The organism is Fluviirhizobium alvei (assembly GCF_030551875.1).
In the GTDB taxonomy this organism is placed as follows: domain Bacteria; phylum Pseudomonadota; class Alphaproteobacteria; order Rhizobiales; family Rhizobiaceae; genus Rhizobium_E; species Rhizobium_E alvei.
Genome location: NZ_JAUOZU010000015.1, coordinates 45120 through 61615 on the forward strand (window position 1 = coordinate 45120; position 16496 = coordinate 61615).

Below are 16496 nucleotides of genomic sequence, written 5' to 3' on the forward strand. Positions count from 1 at the left end.
GGGGCCACTTCCGGCGGTCCGCGAAGAGCAAAGGCGGCAAGGGCGCGGCGAAGCTTCCCTTGCCGCCTGCCGCTCGCAAGCGGCACCTGAAAGAGGAAAAGGGTCTCAATGAGACCCGCCTGGAATGTATTCGTGGACGATCTCCAGATCGTCTTCGTCATCGAGTTCGTCGCTCGGAAGGACGCCGAACTCGTTTCCGGACCTGAAAAGCGTGACCGGAACCATCAGGGTGCGGGCGAGCGCGAAAGCGTGACGTTGAGCGAGTGCAAGATCCTGTGCCATGTGAGAAACCTCCGTCCGGAGCGGGCCGATCCCGCTCGATGGCTCCTCAAAGGACCGGGGACGGTCGCGATCATCGCGAAGGCAAAGCCGAGCGACGGCAGCTTGCTAGCCGACCCCGACAGAGGGTTGATCGACGGAGATCCGGACTTGGTCCAGGACGCCATCAATGAAGCGCGGGATTGGTTTGCTTCGGAGGGCCAGGCAATGTTCGGCACAGGTCTTCACCTGCACCATAGCTACAGCGTCAATTAGGCATGTATTCCGACACACACTGTGCAGGTGTTCAGCGACGACCGGCGCTTTCCTGATCGGCAATCGCCTTGACGACCTCGAAGTGCATCTCGGCACGCAGGTCGATGCGGGCGACTTCGCTGGCAACCTTGGCCCAATGCAAGCATTCACCGGCATTCCCTTGTGCTCGGCTGAGGGCGGCTCTTCGCTGCGCCTCGTAGTAGGCACCAACCGGGTCCGTTGCGGCCAGTCGCTTGGCGTCTTCCTGCCAACAGCGGCGGAGTTCTCGGCGGCGTTCGATCCATTGCCGCAGGAATCCGATCATCTTGCACCATCCGATTTCAGCGCGCCCGATACCGGTCGAGTGCCGTCAGATAATGAATGGGACGATCGGCTTCCCAGCGATAGATCTCCGTCCGGAAGGCATGGCGAGCGACGAAACTACACCACTCGCCGGGACACGATCCACGCCAAGGCGCCGAGCAGCCTCCGAGATATTGAAGTCGGCATCTTTCAGTGTTTCTTGAATTCGTTCGATAATGTCCCAGGAGGCGGTGTAGCTTCGGCGATTGCCATGCTTTCCAGCCGAGTCAGGGACCAGATCAGCTTGCCGCAGCGGGCAAGCTGATCCGCGGATTATCGGATATCTCACAAGAGATATCCAGCCCGACGAATGCTCAAACTAATCCCAGAACGTTCGATATGCTTCCGTTGTCCTGTCGAGCGCCAAACCGGACGCCTGAGCAACGAACCCTGATATGCAGGGCGGTGTCGCGTCGCGCCCCTCTCAAGACATTTGTCCCAGCAAGGCGAGATCATAGGATGAATGTCCAATCCCGATCTCAATCGATTTCCACAAACCGGTATCCCACGCCGGGTTCGGTACCGATGATCCTGGGGTTAGCCGGGTCACGTTCGATCTTTGCGCGCAATTGACCGATGAAGACCCTGAGATAATGCAGGTCTTCGGCATGCGCCGGTCCCCAGACCGATGTCAGCAACATCTTGTGGGTGACCACCTTGCCGGCCTGTTTGGCGAGAAGCGCAAGAAGATCATATTCCTTCGGCGTCAGCCGGATCGGCTGGCCGTCGCGCTCGACCAGGCGATGGACGAAATCGATGGTCAGCCCGTCTGTGGCGATCCTCTCGCGCACGGCATCCTTGCCAAGGCTGTGGCGAAGGGCGGCCCGCATGCGGGCGGTCAGTTCCCCGATGCCGAACGGCTTTTCGATGTAATCGTCAGCGCCGATATCCAGTGCCGCAATCTTCTCGCTCTCGCGGTCGCGGGCGGAAAGGATGATGATCGGAATGGTCGACCAGGCCCGGAGACGCGACACAACCTCCTTGCCATCCATATCGGGGAGCCCGAGATCGAGGATCACGATGTCGGGCGCGCTGGTTGTCGCCATCCGCAGGGCATCGGCTCCGGTTTCGGCCTCCACCACATCATAGCCCGCCGCATCGAGCGCCGGCCTCAGGAACCGCAGGATTTGCCTCTCGTCGTCGACGACCAGGACACGTTCGCCACTCACTTGTCGAGATCCTCCGTTCTGGGTTGCTCGGGCACCGGAAAGCGCATCACGACACGCGTTCCGCGCTTCTTGATCGCCGGGCTTTCCGCATGAATATGCCCACCCATGGCTTCAACGAAACCGCGGGCGATCGCAAGCCCCAATCCGGTGCCCGGCTTGCGGCCATCGGCCTTCGCCCCGCGCCGGAAGAACTTCTCGAAGATGCGTTCCAGATCTTTTTCGGCAATGCCCTTGCCGAGATCGGTCACAGAAATGGTAACATCGTTACCGTCCCGGCGCGCATAGACACTCACAGGTTCCTTGCCACCATATTTGAGGGCATTGTCGATCAGGTTGAACAGAACCTGCCCCAGAAGCACGCTATCGCCCTTGATCATCGGCAGATCCGGCGCCAGGCTCGTTTCGATGACGGCATCGGGGAAATAGCGCACCGCACGCCCGACTGTCTCGCGAACCACATCCTTCAGGTCAACCCATTCCTTTCTGGGGTCGACCGTCCCGGCCTCGATCCGCGTCATGTCGAGCAGGTTGCCGACGAACCGCGCCAGCCGTTCGCTGTCTTCCTCCACCACGGCCAGCAGATCATCGCGCGCTTCAGGCGGCATCTTGTCGCCGAATGTGCGCAGCGTCGAAACCGAACCAGTAATGGTGGCGAGCGGCGTTCTGAGATCGTGCGAGATCGAGGACAGGAGTGCCGTCTGGAAACGATCGGCAGCCTGGCGTCTGGCCTGCTCCATCGCCGCCTTGGAAAGCTGCGCGCGGTCGATGGCGATCGCGACCTGGTGAAGCACGGCTCCCAGCACCCGTTCCTCGACACCATCGAGCGGGCGCTTGTCGAGGCGGAAGCCGCAAACGCCGATGACGCCCTGGGGGCTCTTGAGCGGACGAAACTGATAGGCGCTCGAAGGCAGGGTTCCCGTGCCGGCGCCCGCCGGTTCGTTCTTGTCATAGGCCCAGCGTGCAGCCGCCAGATCAATCACCTCCGCCACATGATCCGGCGGCCAGCTGGCGGTGAGTTGAAGTTCGCCGTCAACCTTTTCAAGAAACAGGATCTGTCGCGTGAGCGCCTCATTGAGATGCGAAACGGCGGCCAACACGACATCGTCACCGCGCGCGGTGGCCGAAAGCTTGCTTGAGAGGTCATAGAGGTTTGCCGTCACGCGGGCTCGTGCGCTGGCGCTCTTGGCCTGCTCCCTGATGCGCGATGCAATGCCACCCGCCAGAAGTGCTGCGGCGATGAAGATGAAGAAGGCAAACACTTCATGTGGCTGGGCGATGGTGAGCGTGCCGACCGGCTCGATGAAACTGAAATTATAGGCGAGCGCTGAAAGAACCGCAGCCAGGAAAGCACTGCGATAGCCGCCCCGGATGGCCGAAACGACGACCGCCAGCAGATACAGCAGCGAGACATTCGGCAGCGGCAGGAAGGAGTTGAGGATCAGCCCGGTCAGCGTCGCGAGCGTGACACTTGCAAGGGCGGGAATGGCATCCCGCCAATGGTGCCACCAGGGACCACCCGCTTTCGGCATCCGGGGGACCGAAGGCGCTCCCTCCGCTGTGACGAGATGAACATCGAGCCCCTGCGCCTGGCGGATCAGGGCCTTGGCAAAGGACGGTCGAAACAGCCGCAAGGCAAGGCGTTGCCTTGCCCGGCCAATGACGATCTGGGTCACATGCGCACGTCGCGCCAGTTTGAGGATCTCGGCCACGAAATCGTTTCCCGTCAGGCGCCGGGTTTCCGCCCCCAGACGTTCGGCAAGCCGGAAGGCCTCATCCACCTCTTTCAGGGCCTGGTCGTCCTGTGTCTGGTCGGGTCGGTCGACATGCACCACCGTCCAGGGCGCATTGAGCCCGATCGCCAGCCGGCTCGCAGCACGAACAACGCGTTCGGCCAGCCCATCGGCAGCGATACCGACCGCGAGCCGCTCGCCCGATTGCCAGGGCCCATCGATGGCATTCTGCCGGAGATAGTCGACCATCTGGTCATCGACCCGGCTGGCGGTCCGCCTGAGCGCCAGTTCCCTGAGAGCGGTCAGATTGCCAAGCCTGAAGAATTTTTCGGTGGCCCGCGCAGCATTGGCCGGCAGGTAGATCTTGCCCTGATTGAGCCGTTCGATCAGTTCGGCAGGCGGCAGGTCGATCAGAACAACCTCGTCGGCTTCGGCCAGAATGCTGTCCGGGACGGTCTCGCGAACCGTGACGCCCGTGATCTGGGAAACCACATCCGACAAGCTCTCGAGATGCTGGATATTGAGCGCGGTCCAGACGTCGATGCCCGCTTCGACAAGTTCCTCTATATCCTGGTAGCGTTTGGGATGGCGGCAATCCGGCGCATTGGTGTGCGCCAGTTCGTCCACCACGATTATCGCGGGCTTGCGTGCCAGGGCCGCATCGATATCGAATTCGTCGATCGTGCGGCCATTGTATTCGATGGGACGGCGGGCAAGCAGCGGAAGGCCCGCCAAAAGATCGGCCGTCTCGGCCCGGCCATGGGTTTCCACCAGGCCGATGACGATGTCGACACCATCGGCCCGAAGCCGCCGGGCCCGCGCCAGCATCGCGTAGGTCTTGCCGACGCCCGGGGCTGCACCGAGAAAGATCGTCAGGCGGCCGCGATGGTCCTGGCCTGCCAATGCCAGGAGTGCATCGGGGTCTGGTCTGGTATCATGGTCTCGATCGCGGCCGCTCATGCTTCTTCTTAGCCCTGAGGCTCGAGCGAATCGAGTGCGATGTTCAGGGCAAGCACGTTGACCCGCGGCTCGCCGAAGAGGCCAAGCCAGGGCAACGCGGTCTGGTCATCGACAAGCGAGGCCACCTGATCAGGATCAAGGCCGCGCGCCTTGGCCACGCGCGCTATCTGGCGCTGGGCGAATGCGGGCGAGATATCGGGATCCAGCCCGGAGCCGGAGGCCGTGACGGCGTCGGCGGGTATGGGACCGTCGATACCGGCTTCACCGATATGCCTGACTGCCGCTGCCACCATATCTCGCAGCTTGGCCGATGTCGGTCCGAGATTGGTACCTGACGAGGCCCCGGCATTGTAGGCCACCTCCGCGGTGGCGGACGGGCGCGGCCAGAAATAGCGATCCGACTGGAACTGCTGGCCGATGAGGCGCGAGCCGATGACCCTGTCGCCGTTCCGGATCATGCTGCCGGAAGCCTTGTCGGCAAGCGTGATGGCAGCAACGGCGGTGATGCCCAGCGGATAGGCAAGCCCGGTAAGCGCGGTGAAGAGAAGAAGCAGAACGACTGCCGGTCTGAAATTGGCAAGCATGATCACACCAGATTGGCGAGGTTGACGAGGAAATCGACGGCCTTGATGCCGGCGAAAGGCAGGATGAGACCGCCGAGCCCATAGATGGCGAGGTTGCGGCGAAGCAGCGACGAGGCACCGGCGGGCCGATAGCGCACACCCTTGAGCGACAGCGGGATCAGCGCGATGATGATCAGCGCGTTGAAGATCACGGCCGACAGGATTGCCGATCGCGGCGATCCCAGTCCCATGAGGTTGAGCGCCTGCAGCCCCGGATAGGTGGCGATGAAGAGTGCCGGGATGATGGCGAAATATTTCGCCACGTCGTTGGCGATCGAAAATGTCGTCAGCGCTCCCCGGGTCATCAGCAGCTGCTTGCCGATCTCGACGATTTCGATGAGCTTGGTGGGCGATGAATCGAGATCCACCATGTTGGCGGCCTCGCGTGCAGCCTGGGTGCCGGTCTGCATGGCAACCCCGACATCGGCCTGGGCGAGCGCCGGCGCATCATTTGTGCCATCGCCGCACATGGCGATCAGCCGCCCGCCCTTCTGGGCGTCGCGAATATAGGCAAGCTTCTGCTCGGGCGTCGCCTCGGCGAGAAAATCGTCGACACCAGCTTCCGACGCAATCGCGGCCGCGGTGACCGGGTTGTCGCCGGTGACCATGACGGTGCGGATACCCATGGCGCGAAGTTCGGCGAACCGTTCCTTGATGCCCGGCTTGACGACGTCTTTCAGATGGATGACGCCCAGAATACGGTCACCATCGGCAACCGCGAGCGGCGTGCCCCCCGTCCGGGCAATCTTCTCGACCGTCGACTGGAACGCTTGCGGTGCCTGACCGGAAAGGGTGCCGGCGAAACGGAGAATGGAATCCACGGCGCCCTTGCGCAACCTGCGCCCGCCGACATCCACGCCGGAAATACGGGTTTCGGCCGCGAAGGGAATAACCGCATCGACGGTGCCATCGGTGGTGTCTAGGCCATAATCGCTTCTTGCCAGGGCAACGATGGAGCGGCCTTCGGGGGTTTCGTCGGCGAGGCTCGACAGCAGAGCCGCCTCGGCCAGTTCCCTCGCCTCGATGCCCGGAAGCGGCAGGAAATCCGTCGCCATTCGGTTGCCGAAGGTGATCGTCCCGGTCTTGTCGAGCAGGAGCGTATCGACGTCACCGGCGGCCTCGACGGCCCGCCCCGAGATCGCGATCACATTGAAGCGGACAAGCCTGTCCATGCCGGCAATGCCGATCGCCGACAACAACCCGCCGATGGTGGTCGGAATGAGCGTGACCAGCAGCGCCGACAGCACGGTGACCGAAAGCACGGTGCCGGAATAGGCGGCAAGTCCGCCGAGGGTGACCACGGCAATCAGGAAGATGAGTGTGAGGCCCGAAAGGAGAATCGAAAGCGCGATCTCGTTGGGTGTCCGCTGGCGCTCGGCGCCCTCGATAAGTGAAATCATCCGGTCAAGGAACGTACCGCCCGGCGGCACCGTGATCCTGACCTTGATGGAATCCGACAGAACCTGCGTGCCGCCGGTAACCGCCGAACGGTCACCGCCGGCCTCCCGGATCACCGGGGCGGATTCGCCGGTAATGGCGCTTTCATTGACCGAGGCAATCCCTTCGATGACCTCGCCGTCGCCCGGTATCAGCTGGCCGGCTTCGACCAGAACGACATCGCCAACCTTGAGGCTTGCCGCGGGCACGACCTCATCAAGGCCTGAATCATCTTTGGGCAGCCGGTAGGCCATCAGGTCCGTCTTGGCTCGTTTGAGGCTTTCTGCCTGCGCCTTGCCACGGCCCTCGGCCACGGCTTCGGCGAAGGTCGCAAACAGGACCGTGAACCAGAGCCAGGCTGCGATCTGGCCGGAAAACAGCGCGGTTAATGGATCGGTGAACAGGTCGCGAAGGAACGAAAGGGTCACCAGCACGGCGATCACCTCGGTCACGAAGATCACCGGGTTCTTGTAAAGCCGCTGCGGATCGAGCTTTACGAATGCCTCGCCGATCGCGGGCACGACGATGGCCCGGTCGAAAAGATGCGTCGTTACTCTCTTGGTCATGATCGTTTCCTTCAGAAAGTCTGGCCGGACAGCATGGCGATGTGTTCGACGATCGGTCCGAGCGCGAGCGCCGGGAAAAACTGCAGTCCACCCATGATGAGGATGATCGCGGTCAGCAGGCCGACAAACAGCGGCGTCGTGGTCGGGAACGTGCCCTTGGATGCTTCGATCCTGGTCTTGGCGGCCAGCGAACCGGCGATTGCCAGCACCGGTATGGCGTAACCGAACCGGCCGAGCAGCATGGAGAGCCCAAGCGTGGTGTTGAACCAGGGCGTGTTGGCAGAAAGGCCGCCAAAGGCTGAGCCGTTATTGCCGGCAGCCGACGTATAGGCATAGAGAATCTCGGACAGGCCGTGCGGGCCAGGGGTCGAGATCGACCCAAGGGCAATCGGCAGAATGGCCGAGATCGCGGTGAACCCAAGAATGACCAGCGGCAGAATCAGCACCGCCAGCATCGAGAACTTCATCTCGCGGCTTTCAATCTTCTTGCCGAGAAACTCCGGTGTGCGCCCAACCATGAGACCGGCAACGAACACTGCCAGCACGGCAAAGACGATCAGCCCGTAAAGACCGGATCCGACACCGCCCGGCAGCACTTCGCCCAGCTGGATGAAGAACATCGGCACCAGACCGCCAAGGCCAGTGAACGAACCGAGCATGCCGTTGACCCCACCGTTGGAAATGCCGGTCGTAACCGCGGTATAGAGCGCAGTCATTGCCTGACCGAACCGCACTTCCTTGCCTTCCATGTTGCCGAGATCGGGGGAAAGGCCGAGGGTAGTGAGCACCGGATTGCCGGCACTTTCCATCCAGTAGACGATGCCCGTTCCCACCACGAGAAACAGCATCACGGTCCAGATCAGTGCCCAGCCCTGCCGCCGGTCACCAACCATCTGGCCGAAGCTGTAGAGGAGCGCGAGCGTGATGCTCAGCATCGAGATGATGTTGAGATAGTTGGACCAGGCACTCGGATTTTCGAACGGATGCGCCGCATTGACGTTGAGAAAGCCGCCGCCGTTGGTGCCAAGCTGCTTGATGGCTTCCTGGCTGGCGATGGGGCCGAGCGCGATGGTCTGGTTGGCACCTTCCAGCGTTGTTGCCATGACCGATCCGGCGAGAGTCTGCGGCAGGCCCAGGGCGACGAATGCCAGGGCAACCACGATCGCAAGCGGCAACAGCACGTAGAGTGTCGCACGCGTCATGTCGATCCAGAAGTTGCCGAGAGTGGCGGCCGACGAGCGCACGAAGGCGCGGGTCACGGCCACCGCGATGGCGATGCCGGTTGCCGCGGAAAGAAAGTTCTGCACGGTCAGCCCTGCCATCTGGCTGAAATGGCTCATCGTCGTCTCGCCGCCATAGGACTGCCAGTTTGTGTTGGTCACGAAACTTGCGGCGGTGTTGAAAGCCAGATCGGCCGGAAGGCCGGCAAAGCCTTGAGGATTGAAGGGCAGCAGGCCCTGAAGCCTCAGGATGCCGTAAAGAAGCACGAAGCCCGCCGCATTGAAGGCGAGCATCGCCAGCGTATAGCCCAGCCAGCCCTGCTCCTTGCCGGCATGCACGCCGGCCAGCCGGTAGAGGCCGTTCTCCACGGGCGCGAGCGCCCGGAACGGCGCAGGCTCGCTTGAGAATATGCGCGCCATATAGATCCCGAGCGGCTTTGCAATCGCAAGGACGACCAGGAGGACAAGGCTGATTTGCAGCCATCCTGTCAGTGTCATGATCTTCTCCTGCAAAGCCCGTCAGAACCGCTCGGGCTGGACGAGGGTGATGATGAGATAGACGCCGAGCGCAAGCGCGACGCCGAGGCCGATAACGATCTCAAGCATGGCACTCCCTCACAGGCGATAAAGGAGCCGCGCATAGGCGGCAAAGGCGACGAAGGCAAACAGCCCGGTCGCCAGATAGATGATGTCTGACATTTCCAACTCCTTTGGCATGGTCATGCCTCGACCATCGGCCGAAATCGGATCAGGAATCGATTGGGAAGGTGCCGGACGGCATAAGGAAAAAATAAAGCGCGCTTGGGCTACAGCTCGAAAGAACGATCTGGAAGTCTACCCCGAAACAACTGGCAATGATTTGAACGTGGAGAATGGAAACAGCGAGCGATCTGATCACCATGGACCAGGCAGAATGGAACCCCCGGTGTCGAAGTCCAGTTGCGGGCTCTGATTGCGCGAACTCCCGAACTCTCAAAGGGCGGTGCGATTCCTTCCCACATAAAACCCGCATGTTTGCCTGACGGGAGGCCGGATCGGACATGCCGTGGGCACTGGACACGCCTCCTTGGACGATCCATAAAGTAATCCAAAAATAATCTATGGATCATCCAAATGGACCCGCTGAGCGATGTGATTGCCCTGCTTCGGCCGAACACAGCCATCTCCAAACCCATATCCGGTCGGGGTGCATGGGCCGTGCGCTATGCTGCTCATGACGCCCCCGGTTTCACCATTGTTCTGAAGGGCGTTTGCTGGGTCACGTTTGAGGGCGAGACGCCTCTGAAGCTGGAGACGGGAGCCTTTCTGCTTCTGCCTGCCACGCCAGCCTTCACGCTGAGCAGTCATCCCGGCGTGGATGGAACGCTGACGGAGCCGATGGATGTGCCGGTTCGCCATGGCGAGCTGGTGGGTGAGGCAGATTTCATAGCGCTGGGCGGCACGTTTCGCATCGAAACGGCGAATGCGCCGCTGCTGCTCGCCCTGTTGCCACGGATGATCCATGTGCCGCCGTCAGAGGGACGATCAGCGCGGCTCGGCCGGCTGATCGATCTCATCGGAGAGGAATGCCGTGGCGAAGAGCCGGGCAAGGACATGATCCTGCAGCGTATGCTGGAGGTTCTTCTCATCGAGGCACTCCGCTCGCAACGAAGCACAATGGATCAGGACCGCGCCGGTCTGCTCCATGGTCTGCGCGATCCGGCTTTGGGGCGGGTCCTTGCCGCCATGCATGCTGATGTGCGTGCCGACTGGACGGTGGCCAGCCTTGCCCGCATTGCGGGACAATCGCGTTCCGCCTTTGCAGCACGCTTTGGCGCAGTCCTTGGCTGCGGCCCGATCGAATATCTTGCCCGCTGGCGGATGGCTCTTGCAAAAGACGCATTGCTGCGGGGCGCCAAGACGCTCGATCGCATCGCCGACGAGATTGGTTACGAATCCGCCAGCGCGTTCAGCACGGCTTTCCGCAAGCGGCTCGGCTGCCCGCCGGGGCAATTCGCCCGGATCAACGGCGGCGGTGATCACGCCTGAGCATAAAGCGGGCCCCCAAAGCGCCATTCTGGACGATTGGAAATTATATTTGGACATTAAATTATATATCGTCTCATGGGTCGGTGCTATGAAGGAACCATCCGAAACGAATGGAGCTTCGCATGCAAACGATCCTGATTACCGGCACATCCTCTGGCTACGGCCTGGAAACGGCCCGCCACTTCCTCGACAAGGGTTGGAATGTCATCGCCACGATGCGCCGCCCCGACGCAGGTCTTTTCCCGGCCTCGCCGAAGTTGCGTCTCCTGCCGCTTGACGTGACGAATGACGAGAGCATTGCTGCAACCGTCGCCGCGGCCGGGCCGATCGATGTGCTGGTCAATAATGCCGGCATTGGCCTTGTCGGCGCATTCGAGGCAACGCCAATGGCACATGTCCGCAAGGTCTTCGCCACCAACACGTTCGGCGTCATGGCGATGTGCCAGGCGGTCATTCCGCAGATGCGCGAACGCCGGTCCGGCGTGATCGTCAACGTGACGTCGAGCGTAACGCTGGCCGCCATGCCCCTTGCTGCCGCTTACACCGCCAGCAAGCAGGCCATTGAGGGCTTCACCGGCTCGCTCGCGCCTGAACTTGGCTATTTCGATATCCGTGCGAAGCTGGTGGAACCGGGCTATGCGCCGACGACGCGCTTTGCACAGAATACGGATGTGCGGATCGAAGATCTGATCCCGCCCGCCTATGCCGGTTTTGCAACGCCAATCTTCGAGGCTTTCGGGCGCCCCGCCATGACAACGAAGGAAACGGATGTTGCTGAGGCCGTCTGGGATGCCGTCCATGATACGTCAGGCCGGCTTCAGTTTCCCGGCGGCCCCGATGCTGTAGCGCTCTACGAGGCACGGAACGGGTGAGGCCAAACGCCCAGTGACAAATACAGGCGGCATCGGCCTACCGAAGCTCAGCGCCGCCATCCGCAGCCAGACCTTGAAGGCCTCCTTAAATGAAATGCCACGCTCCGCGGACCCGCGTTGCGGTTTTGTCGATACCACGGTGTCCGACATCTCAGTCACCCTTCTTTCCAGCAGGCCAGTCATGGGTTTCTGAGGTCGCATCGCGGCACCAGCGGTAAAACGCGTCGTAAAACGTCATTCCAGCCTCAAGCTGTTGAAGGTCGTCGTTGAACATGCGCGACAGTCCGAGTGAAGCGGCCAGCAGGCCGGCCACCTCGGGCGCAAGATCCGGGCGGGCTGTATCGGCACCACGAACGATCGTTGCCAGGCGCAAGAGCGGTGGTGTCGAAAGTCCGAACTCCTCGATCATCACATCGAAGGTGCATAGCTCGCCCCGGTGGCTCCAGAAGACATCGTCGACATCGAATGGGGTTGCGCGGAAGCGATTGGCCACGGCGGATACTTCGCCTGGCGCGACGAACAGGAAGACCGCACCCGGATCGACAAAAAGTCGGATCAGCCATGGACAGGCTTTGCGGTCGATCTTGGGACGTGATCCTGTCACCCAGACGATTCGCCCTTGCGCGTCGCGTTCGGGCAATTGACTGGCGGGGACCAGAGGGAGACCTGCGGATACCCATGCCTCAATGCCGTTCTTGAGGACTTCGGCGGCCGTGCCCTGCGTGCGCAGATAGGCCGCCACGCCATGGCTAAGCTTCTTGCCTTTCTGGCAGATGGTCACGATCGGCTGTTCCGTGAACCGCCCTGCCCAGGCAGCGACCTGATCGTAAGGGCGGCGCAGCGAGCCGGGGATCAGTCTCGGATCTGTATGGAAGTCTTCGTCGGTGCGCACGTCGATGAGCACCGGGGCACTAGGCGTGCCGATGAGGCGGTTCAATATATCGGGGGAAACTTCGAGAAATGACGGCTTGATGCGTCCTCCGTTAAACGGGTTGATGGACGCGATTCTCTAGCATGACGCCTCGTGGGGTTATCGCGACCCCCTGCGGCATCATTTACAGCAGATTTCTCGGCTGTCAAATCGCAAGCAGCGCCCAGCTATCCCACAATCATCCAGTTGAAGGATCCGAACCGTTGGCCCATTTGTGTGTCAGCCGATCGTAGGTTTGTCGTTGAGATGCTCGAGATCGCCCAACAGCAAAAGCATCTCGTTAAGTTTGGTTTTGACGTCTCCGAATTTCTTAACCTTCACAAGCTCACTGTGGCCGGCCAGCATAAGAAAAGTTTCGAGAACCATATCTGAATGCCGGCAAAGCAGGATTAGAAACTCGCCGCTGGGCCCGTTGATACCGTTGAACCAATTTTTGACCGCGCGCTCGTTTGCCAGGGTCAACCCCGCAATTGTTTTCACAGCGCTTCGGTCCTCGCCAAAGTCGCTTCGTAGCGCCGCCGCGATTGCAGAAGCAAAGGCAGCAGCGCCCAAACGCCCTTCGGACGACGGCGGAAATCCTCTTCCCCTTTTGGACTGAATATTTCGGTCCTTGTTCGTAGGCGACATTTCGTTTCCCCTCGAATTAATATCAGACCTCGGGAAATGCCTCAAAAAAGCTGCGATATAGATGACAGGAGCAGGCGATCAGGCACACAAGAATCAAAATGTGCGGGCGGCACAGTATGTCCGCATGTCAACCGATCATCAAAAGTATTCGACTGAAAACCAAGCCATCGAGATCGCCAAGTACGCGCGCGAAAACGGTTACGTCATTGTCAAAACATACATTGATTCTGGAAAAAGTGGACTCAAACTTGATGGCCGGGATGCCCTGCAAAGTTTGATCGAGGACGTCAGCAACGGCCAGACGGATTTTTCGGTCATACTTGTCTACGATGTCAGCCGTTGGGGCCGCTTTCAGAACGCCGACGAGTCGGCCTATTTGGAGTATCTGTGTACGCGAGCCGGCATTGCCGTCGAATACTGTGCTGAGCAATTCGTCAATGACAGCAGCCTGACGACAACAATCATCAAGAACATGAAGCGCGCGATGGCCGGCGAGTATAGCCGAGATCTGTCCCGTAAAGTTTTTGAAGGTCAACGCCATCTTGTGGAGCTTGGCTATCGCCAAGGTGGGGCGGCTGGCTTTGGATTGCGGCGGCAGCTTATCGACGAACGCGGTCAGCCGAAGACCCTGCTTACCCATGGCGAACGCAAGAGCATTCAAACCGACCGCGTCATTCTCGTGCCAGGTCCCGAAACGGAGGTGGCTGTGGTCGACAGAATCTATCGCTTGTTCGTGGAAAAAGGACAGAACGAACGCTCTATCGCCGAGATACTGAATTATGAAGGCGCACTGACCGATATGGGGAGACCATGGACCCGAGGAACGGTGCATCAGGTCCTAACGAACGAAAAATACGTCGGTAACAATGTCTTCAACCGAATCTCGTTCAAGCTGAAGATGCGTCGCGTCCGAAACCCACCTGACGCCATAATACGAGCAAGCGGTGTTTTCCAACCGATCGTCAGCGAGGATCTTTTCCAGAGAGCCGCGGTAATTATTGCCGAGCGGACGATACGCCTGCGAGACGAGGAAATGCTGGCACTATTGGCGCAATTGCTGCTCAGAAGCGGCAAGTTGAGTGCAATAATTATAGACGAGCAGGAGGGCATGCCCTCGAGTTCGATTTACGGTTCACGGTTTGGTGGCTTGCTGCGGGCCTATAAATTGGTCGGGTACACACCGAACCGGGACAACCGATATGTCGAGATCAACCGGATGCTCCGTGATCTCTTCCCCGAGGTGATATCCGGAATTATTGCATCCGTCGAACACGCCGGGGGTCGAATTGTTCGAGATGCGGCAACCGACCTTCTCACAATCAATGGCGAATTCACCGTGTCGGTGGTCGTATGCAGATGTATAGAGACACCGGCTGGAAGCTTGCGTTGGAAGATACGGCTGGACAATGGCCTCCACCCAGACCTCTCGATTGCTGTCAGGATGGCTCCCGGCAACGAGAAGATCCTCGATTACTATCTCCTCCCCAAGATCGATTTTACCTCTGCAAACCTCGCGGTGGCGGAGGATAATGCCATCGGCATTGATACCTATCGCTGTGCAGATCTTTCTCGATTCATTCGGCTTACAGAACGTGTACCCATTAGGAGGGCGGCATGACTGACGGATTACCCGAAATCAAATCCATCCCGATCGACGCAATCAATGTCCTCAATCCACGGGTTCGTAGTAAAAAGATTTTCAACGAGCTCGTAACCAGCATTGCCCATTTAGGACTGAAGAGGCCAATCACGGTCAGCGTACGGGATGACAATTCTGTATACGACCTGGTTTGTGGCCAAGGGAGACTGGAGGCTTTCGTTGCGCTGGGGCAAACACATATCCCCGCGATCCTCGTCCACGCCAGCGTTGAAGATTGCTTTGTCATGAGCCTGGTTGAAAACCTCGCCCGCCGTCAACATTCACCTTTGGAACTGGTTCGCGAGATCGCCGCATTGCGCGACAGGGGATACTCGCTCACCGAGATTTCGACGAAGACCGACTTTTCCGAGGAGTATGTCTATGCAGTCTGCTACCTGCTAGATCACGGCGAGGAGCGGCTCCTGACGGGTGTTGAGAAGGGGATTATTCCCGCAAGCATTGCAATGCAGATCTCGCGTGCGAAAGACGCCGAGGTGCAAAAAGCGCTGGCTGAAGCCTATGAGCAAAAGTCCATTCCTGGCAACCAAGTGCTTGCGATACGCAAGATCGTCGAGCAGCGCAATCTATCCGGAAAAACCGTGAGTGGCGCAGCCTACAAGGGTGACAGTCCACGAAAGCAGGTAACCGCCGCAGCGCTTGTTCGAGCCTACCAGAAAGAGACCGAACGCCAGAAGATGTTGATCAAGAAGGCGACACTTGCTCAGAGCCGTCTGCTGTTTCTGGTCAATGCCCTGCGCCGTCTTATAGATGATGAGCATTTTACGACGCTACTTCGCGCTGAAGCCATCAAGGACATGCCGAAACCTTTGGCTGAGCGGCTTGGCAGCGGGAGGCTACAATGAGCGGGCTGGTTCGCATCTCGTTCGAACAGACAATCGTCGAGTTACCCATGACCGCGATCCTGCCGCGAAAAATCATCACAGAGGCACAAAAGAAGACAGTGAAATACAAACGGATCGCCAGTTCGATCTCGGAGGTCGGAATTGTCGAACCCATCGTTGTTTCCAGATTGGAGGAGAATGGGCATACGTTCATGCTGCTGGATGGCCACGTCCGGTTTACAATCGCGCTTGACCGTGGCGCAGCCACCATACGCTGCCTGATCTCGAATGACGACGAGGGCTTCACATACAACAAGCGTGTGAACCGGCTGGCCACGGTCCAGGAACATTACATGCTTATAAAGGCGCTCAACAGCGGCGTCCCCGAAGAGAAGCTGGCAAAAACCTTCGACCTGGATATTTCGATGATCAAGCGCCGCCGGACCCTGCTCGACGGCATTTGCGCGGAGGTGATTGAACTTCTCAAGGACAAGTCGGTTAACCCGGTAACATTCGACGTGCTGAGAAAAATGAGGCCGATGCGACAGATCGAGTCCGCAGAACTGATGCTGACCGTGCACAATTGGACCTCCAGCTATGCCAAGGCGCTACTGGCAGCGACAAAACAGGAAGATCTTGCAAAACCGGATCGTCCGAAAAAGATCGGTGGCCTGACCAGAGAACAAATGGCACGTATGGAGCGCGAAATGGCGTCACTCCATCAGGACTTCAAGCAGATCGAGGAATCCTATGGCGATGATATTCTGCACTTGGTCGTGGCTTCGGGATACCTTAGTAAACTCGTCGGGAATGCGGAAATCGAACGATTTCTCACTCAGCGCTACCCGGAGTTTCTGGACGAGTTCCGCGCCATCATCGTCGCCTCATCCCTAGACCAGACTGGGTTGACATCCAACTGAATCAGCCTTCCGTTCAACGTCAACGCCGAGCATTTGCTCTTGAAGGGATCTGAACC

The 16496-nt window shown here is 59.7% G+C and carries 16 protein-coding genes; 6 read left to right on the forward strand and 10 right to left on the reverse strand.

Features of this window, described 5'->3' with window-relative positions; genetic code table 11:
* Positions 1 to 132: 132 nt before the first annotated feature.
* Positions 133 to 534 carry a hypothetical protein gene (locus Q4481_RS19115; protein WP_304378095.1) on the forward strand — a complete coding sequence of 134 codons (402 nt, stop codon included), beginning with the start codon at positions 133 to 135 and terminating at the stop codon, positions 532 to 534.
* A 31-nt stretch (positions 535 to 565) separates the two neighbouring features.
* Here the strand turns inward: Q4481_RS19115 and Q4481_RS19120 are convergent, their stop codons facing one another.
* From Q4481_RS19120 to Q4481_RS24610, 8 genes are all read right to left on the reverse strand, one after another.
* Positions 566 to 838, reverse strand: a complete 273-nt coding sequence (locus Q4481_RS19120; RefSeq protein ID WP_304378001.1) for a hypothetical protein — start codon at positions 836 to 838, stop codon at positions 566 to 568.
* A 45-nt stretch (positions 839 to 883) separates the two neighbouring features.
* Positions 884 to 1165: a helix-turn-helix domain-containing protein gene (locus tag Q4481_RS24605; protein WP_354542327.1), complete on the reverse strand. Its 282-nt coding sequence runs from the start codon at positions 1163 to 1165 to the stop codon at positions 884 to 886.
* Positions 1166 to 1355: 190 nt separating this feature from the next.
* Positions 1356 to 2045, reverse strand: coding sequence for a response regulator (locus tag Q4481_RS19125; protein ID WP_304378002.1), 690 nt, complete (start codon positions 2043 to 2045; stop codon positions 1356 to 1358).
* Positions 2042 to 4735, reverse strand: coding sequence for a DUF4118 domain-containing protein (locus tag Q4481_RS19130; protein ID WP_304378003.1), 2694 nt, complete (start codon positions 4733 to 4735; stop codon positions 2042 to 2044). Before Q4481_RS19130 ends, Q4481_RS19125 begins: the two co-directional genes overlap by 4 nt.
* An 8-nt stretch (positions 4736 to 4743) precedes the next feature.
* Positions 4744 to 5319 carry a potassium-transporting ATPase subunit KdpC gene (kdpC, locus tag Q4481_RS19135; RefSeq protein WP_304378004.1) on the reverse strand — a complete coding sequence of 192 codons (576 nt, stop codon included), beginning with the start codon at positions 5317 to 5319 and terminating at the stop codon, positions 4744 to 4746.
* A 2-nt stretch (positions 5320 to 5321) separates the two neighbouring features.
* Positions 5322 to 7364, reverse strand: coding sequence for a potassium-transporting ATPase subunit KdpB (gene kdpB, locus Q4481_RS19140; protein ID WP_377353407.1), 2043 nt, complete (start codon positions 7362 to 7364; stop codon positions 5322 to 5324).
* An 8-nt stretch (positions 7365 to 7372) separates the two neighbouring features.
* Positions 7373 to 9079 carry a potassium-transporting ATPase subunit KdpA gene (kdpA, locus tag Q4481_RS19145; protein WP_304378006.1) on the reverse strand — a complete coding sequence of 569 codons (1707 nt, stop codon included), beginning with the start codon at positions 9077 to 9079 and terminating at the stop codon, positions 7373 to 7375.
* Between the two features lie 21 nt (positions 9080 to 9100).
* Positions 9101 to 9187, reverse strand: a complete 87-nt coding sequence (locus tag Q4481_RS24610) for a potassium-transporting ATPase subunit F (RefSeq protein WP_354542329.1) — start codon at positions 9185 to 9187, stop codon at positions 9101 to 9103.
* A gap of 507 nt (positions 9188 to 9694) precedes the next feature.
* On the opposite strand from Q4481_RS24610, the gene Q4481_RS19150 reads away from it, so the two are divergent.
* Positions 9695 to 10609, forward strand: coding sequence for an AraC family transcriptional regulator (locus tag Q4481_RS19150; RefSeq protein ID WP_304378007.1), 915 nt, complete (start codon positions 9695 to 9697; stop codon positions 10607 to 10609).
* Positions 10610 to 10731: 122 nt separating this feature from the next.
* Positions 10732 to 11481 (forward strand): SDR family oxidoreductase, encoded by a 750-nt coding sequence (locus Q4481_RS19155; RefSeq protein ID WP_304378008.1) that lies wholly within the window; start codon positions 10732 to 10734, stop codon positions 11479 to 11481.
* 151 nt (positions 11482 to 11632) lie between these two features.
* Here the strand turns inward: Q4481_RS19155 and Q4481_RS19160 are convergent, their stop codons facing one another.
* Positions 11633 to 12454 carry a chromate resistance protein ChrB domain-containing protein gene (locus Q4481_RS19160; protein WP_304378091.1) on the reverse strand — a complete coding sequence of 274 codons (822 nt, stop codon included), beginning with the start codon at positions 12452 to 12454 and terminating at the stop codon, positions 11633 to 11635.
* Positions 12455 to 12631: 177 nt separating this feature from the next.
* Positions 12632 to 13039, reverse strand: coding sequence for a hypothetical protein (locus Q4481_RS19165; protein ID WP_304378009.1), 408 nt, complete (start codon positions 13037 to 13039; stop codon positions 12632 to 12634).
* A 61-nt stretch (positions 13040 to 13100) separates the two neighbouring features.
* On the opposite strand from Q4481_RS19165, the gene Q4481_RS19170 reads away from it, so the two are divergent.
* The 3 genes from Q4481_RS19170 to Q4481_RS19180 are packed head-to-tail and all read left to right on the forward strand — an operon-like array spanning position 13101 to position 16440.
* Positions 13101 to 14657 carry a recombinase family protein gene (locus Q4481_RS19170; RefSeq protein WP_304378010.1) on the forward strand — a complete coding sequence of 519 codons (1557 nt, stop codon included), beginning with the start codon at positions 13101 to 13103 and terminating at the stop codon, positions 14655 to 14657.
* On the forward strand, positions 14654 to 15541 hold the full coding sequence (locus Q4481_RS19175; RefSeq protein WP_304378011.1) for a plasmid partitioning protein RepB C-terminal domain-containing protein: 888 nt from the start codon (positions 14654 to 14656) through the stop codon (positions 15539 to 15541). The genes Q4481_RS19170 and Q4481_RS19175 overlap by 4 nt, the downstream gene beginning before the upstream one ends.
* Positions 15538 to 16440 (forward strand): plasmid partitioning protein RepB C-terminal domain-containing protein, encoded by a 903-nt coding sequence (locus Q4481_RS19180; protein ID WP_304378012.1) that lies wholly within the window; start codon positions 15538 to 15540, stop codon positions 16438 to 16440. The genes Q4481_RS19175 and Q4481_RS19180 overlap by 4 nt, the downstream gene beginning before the upstream one ends.
* The last annotated feature ends 56 nt before the right edge of the window (positions 16441 to 16496 follow it).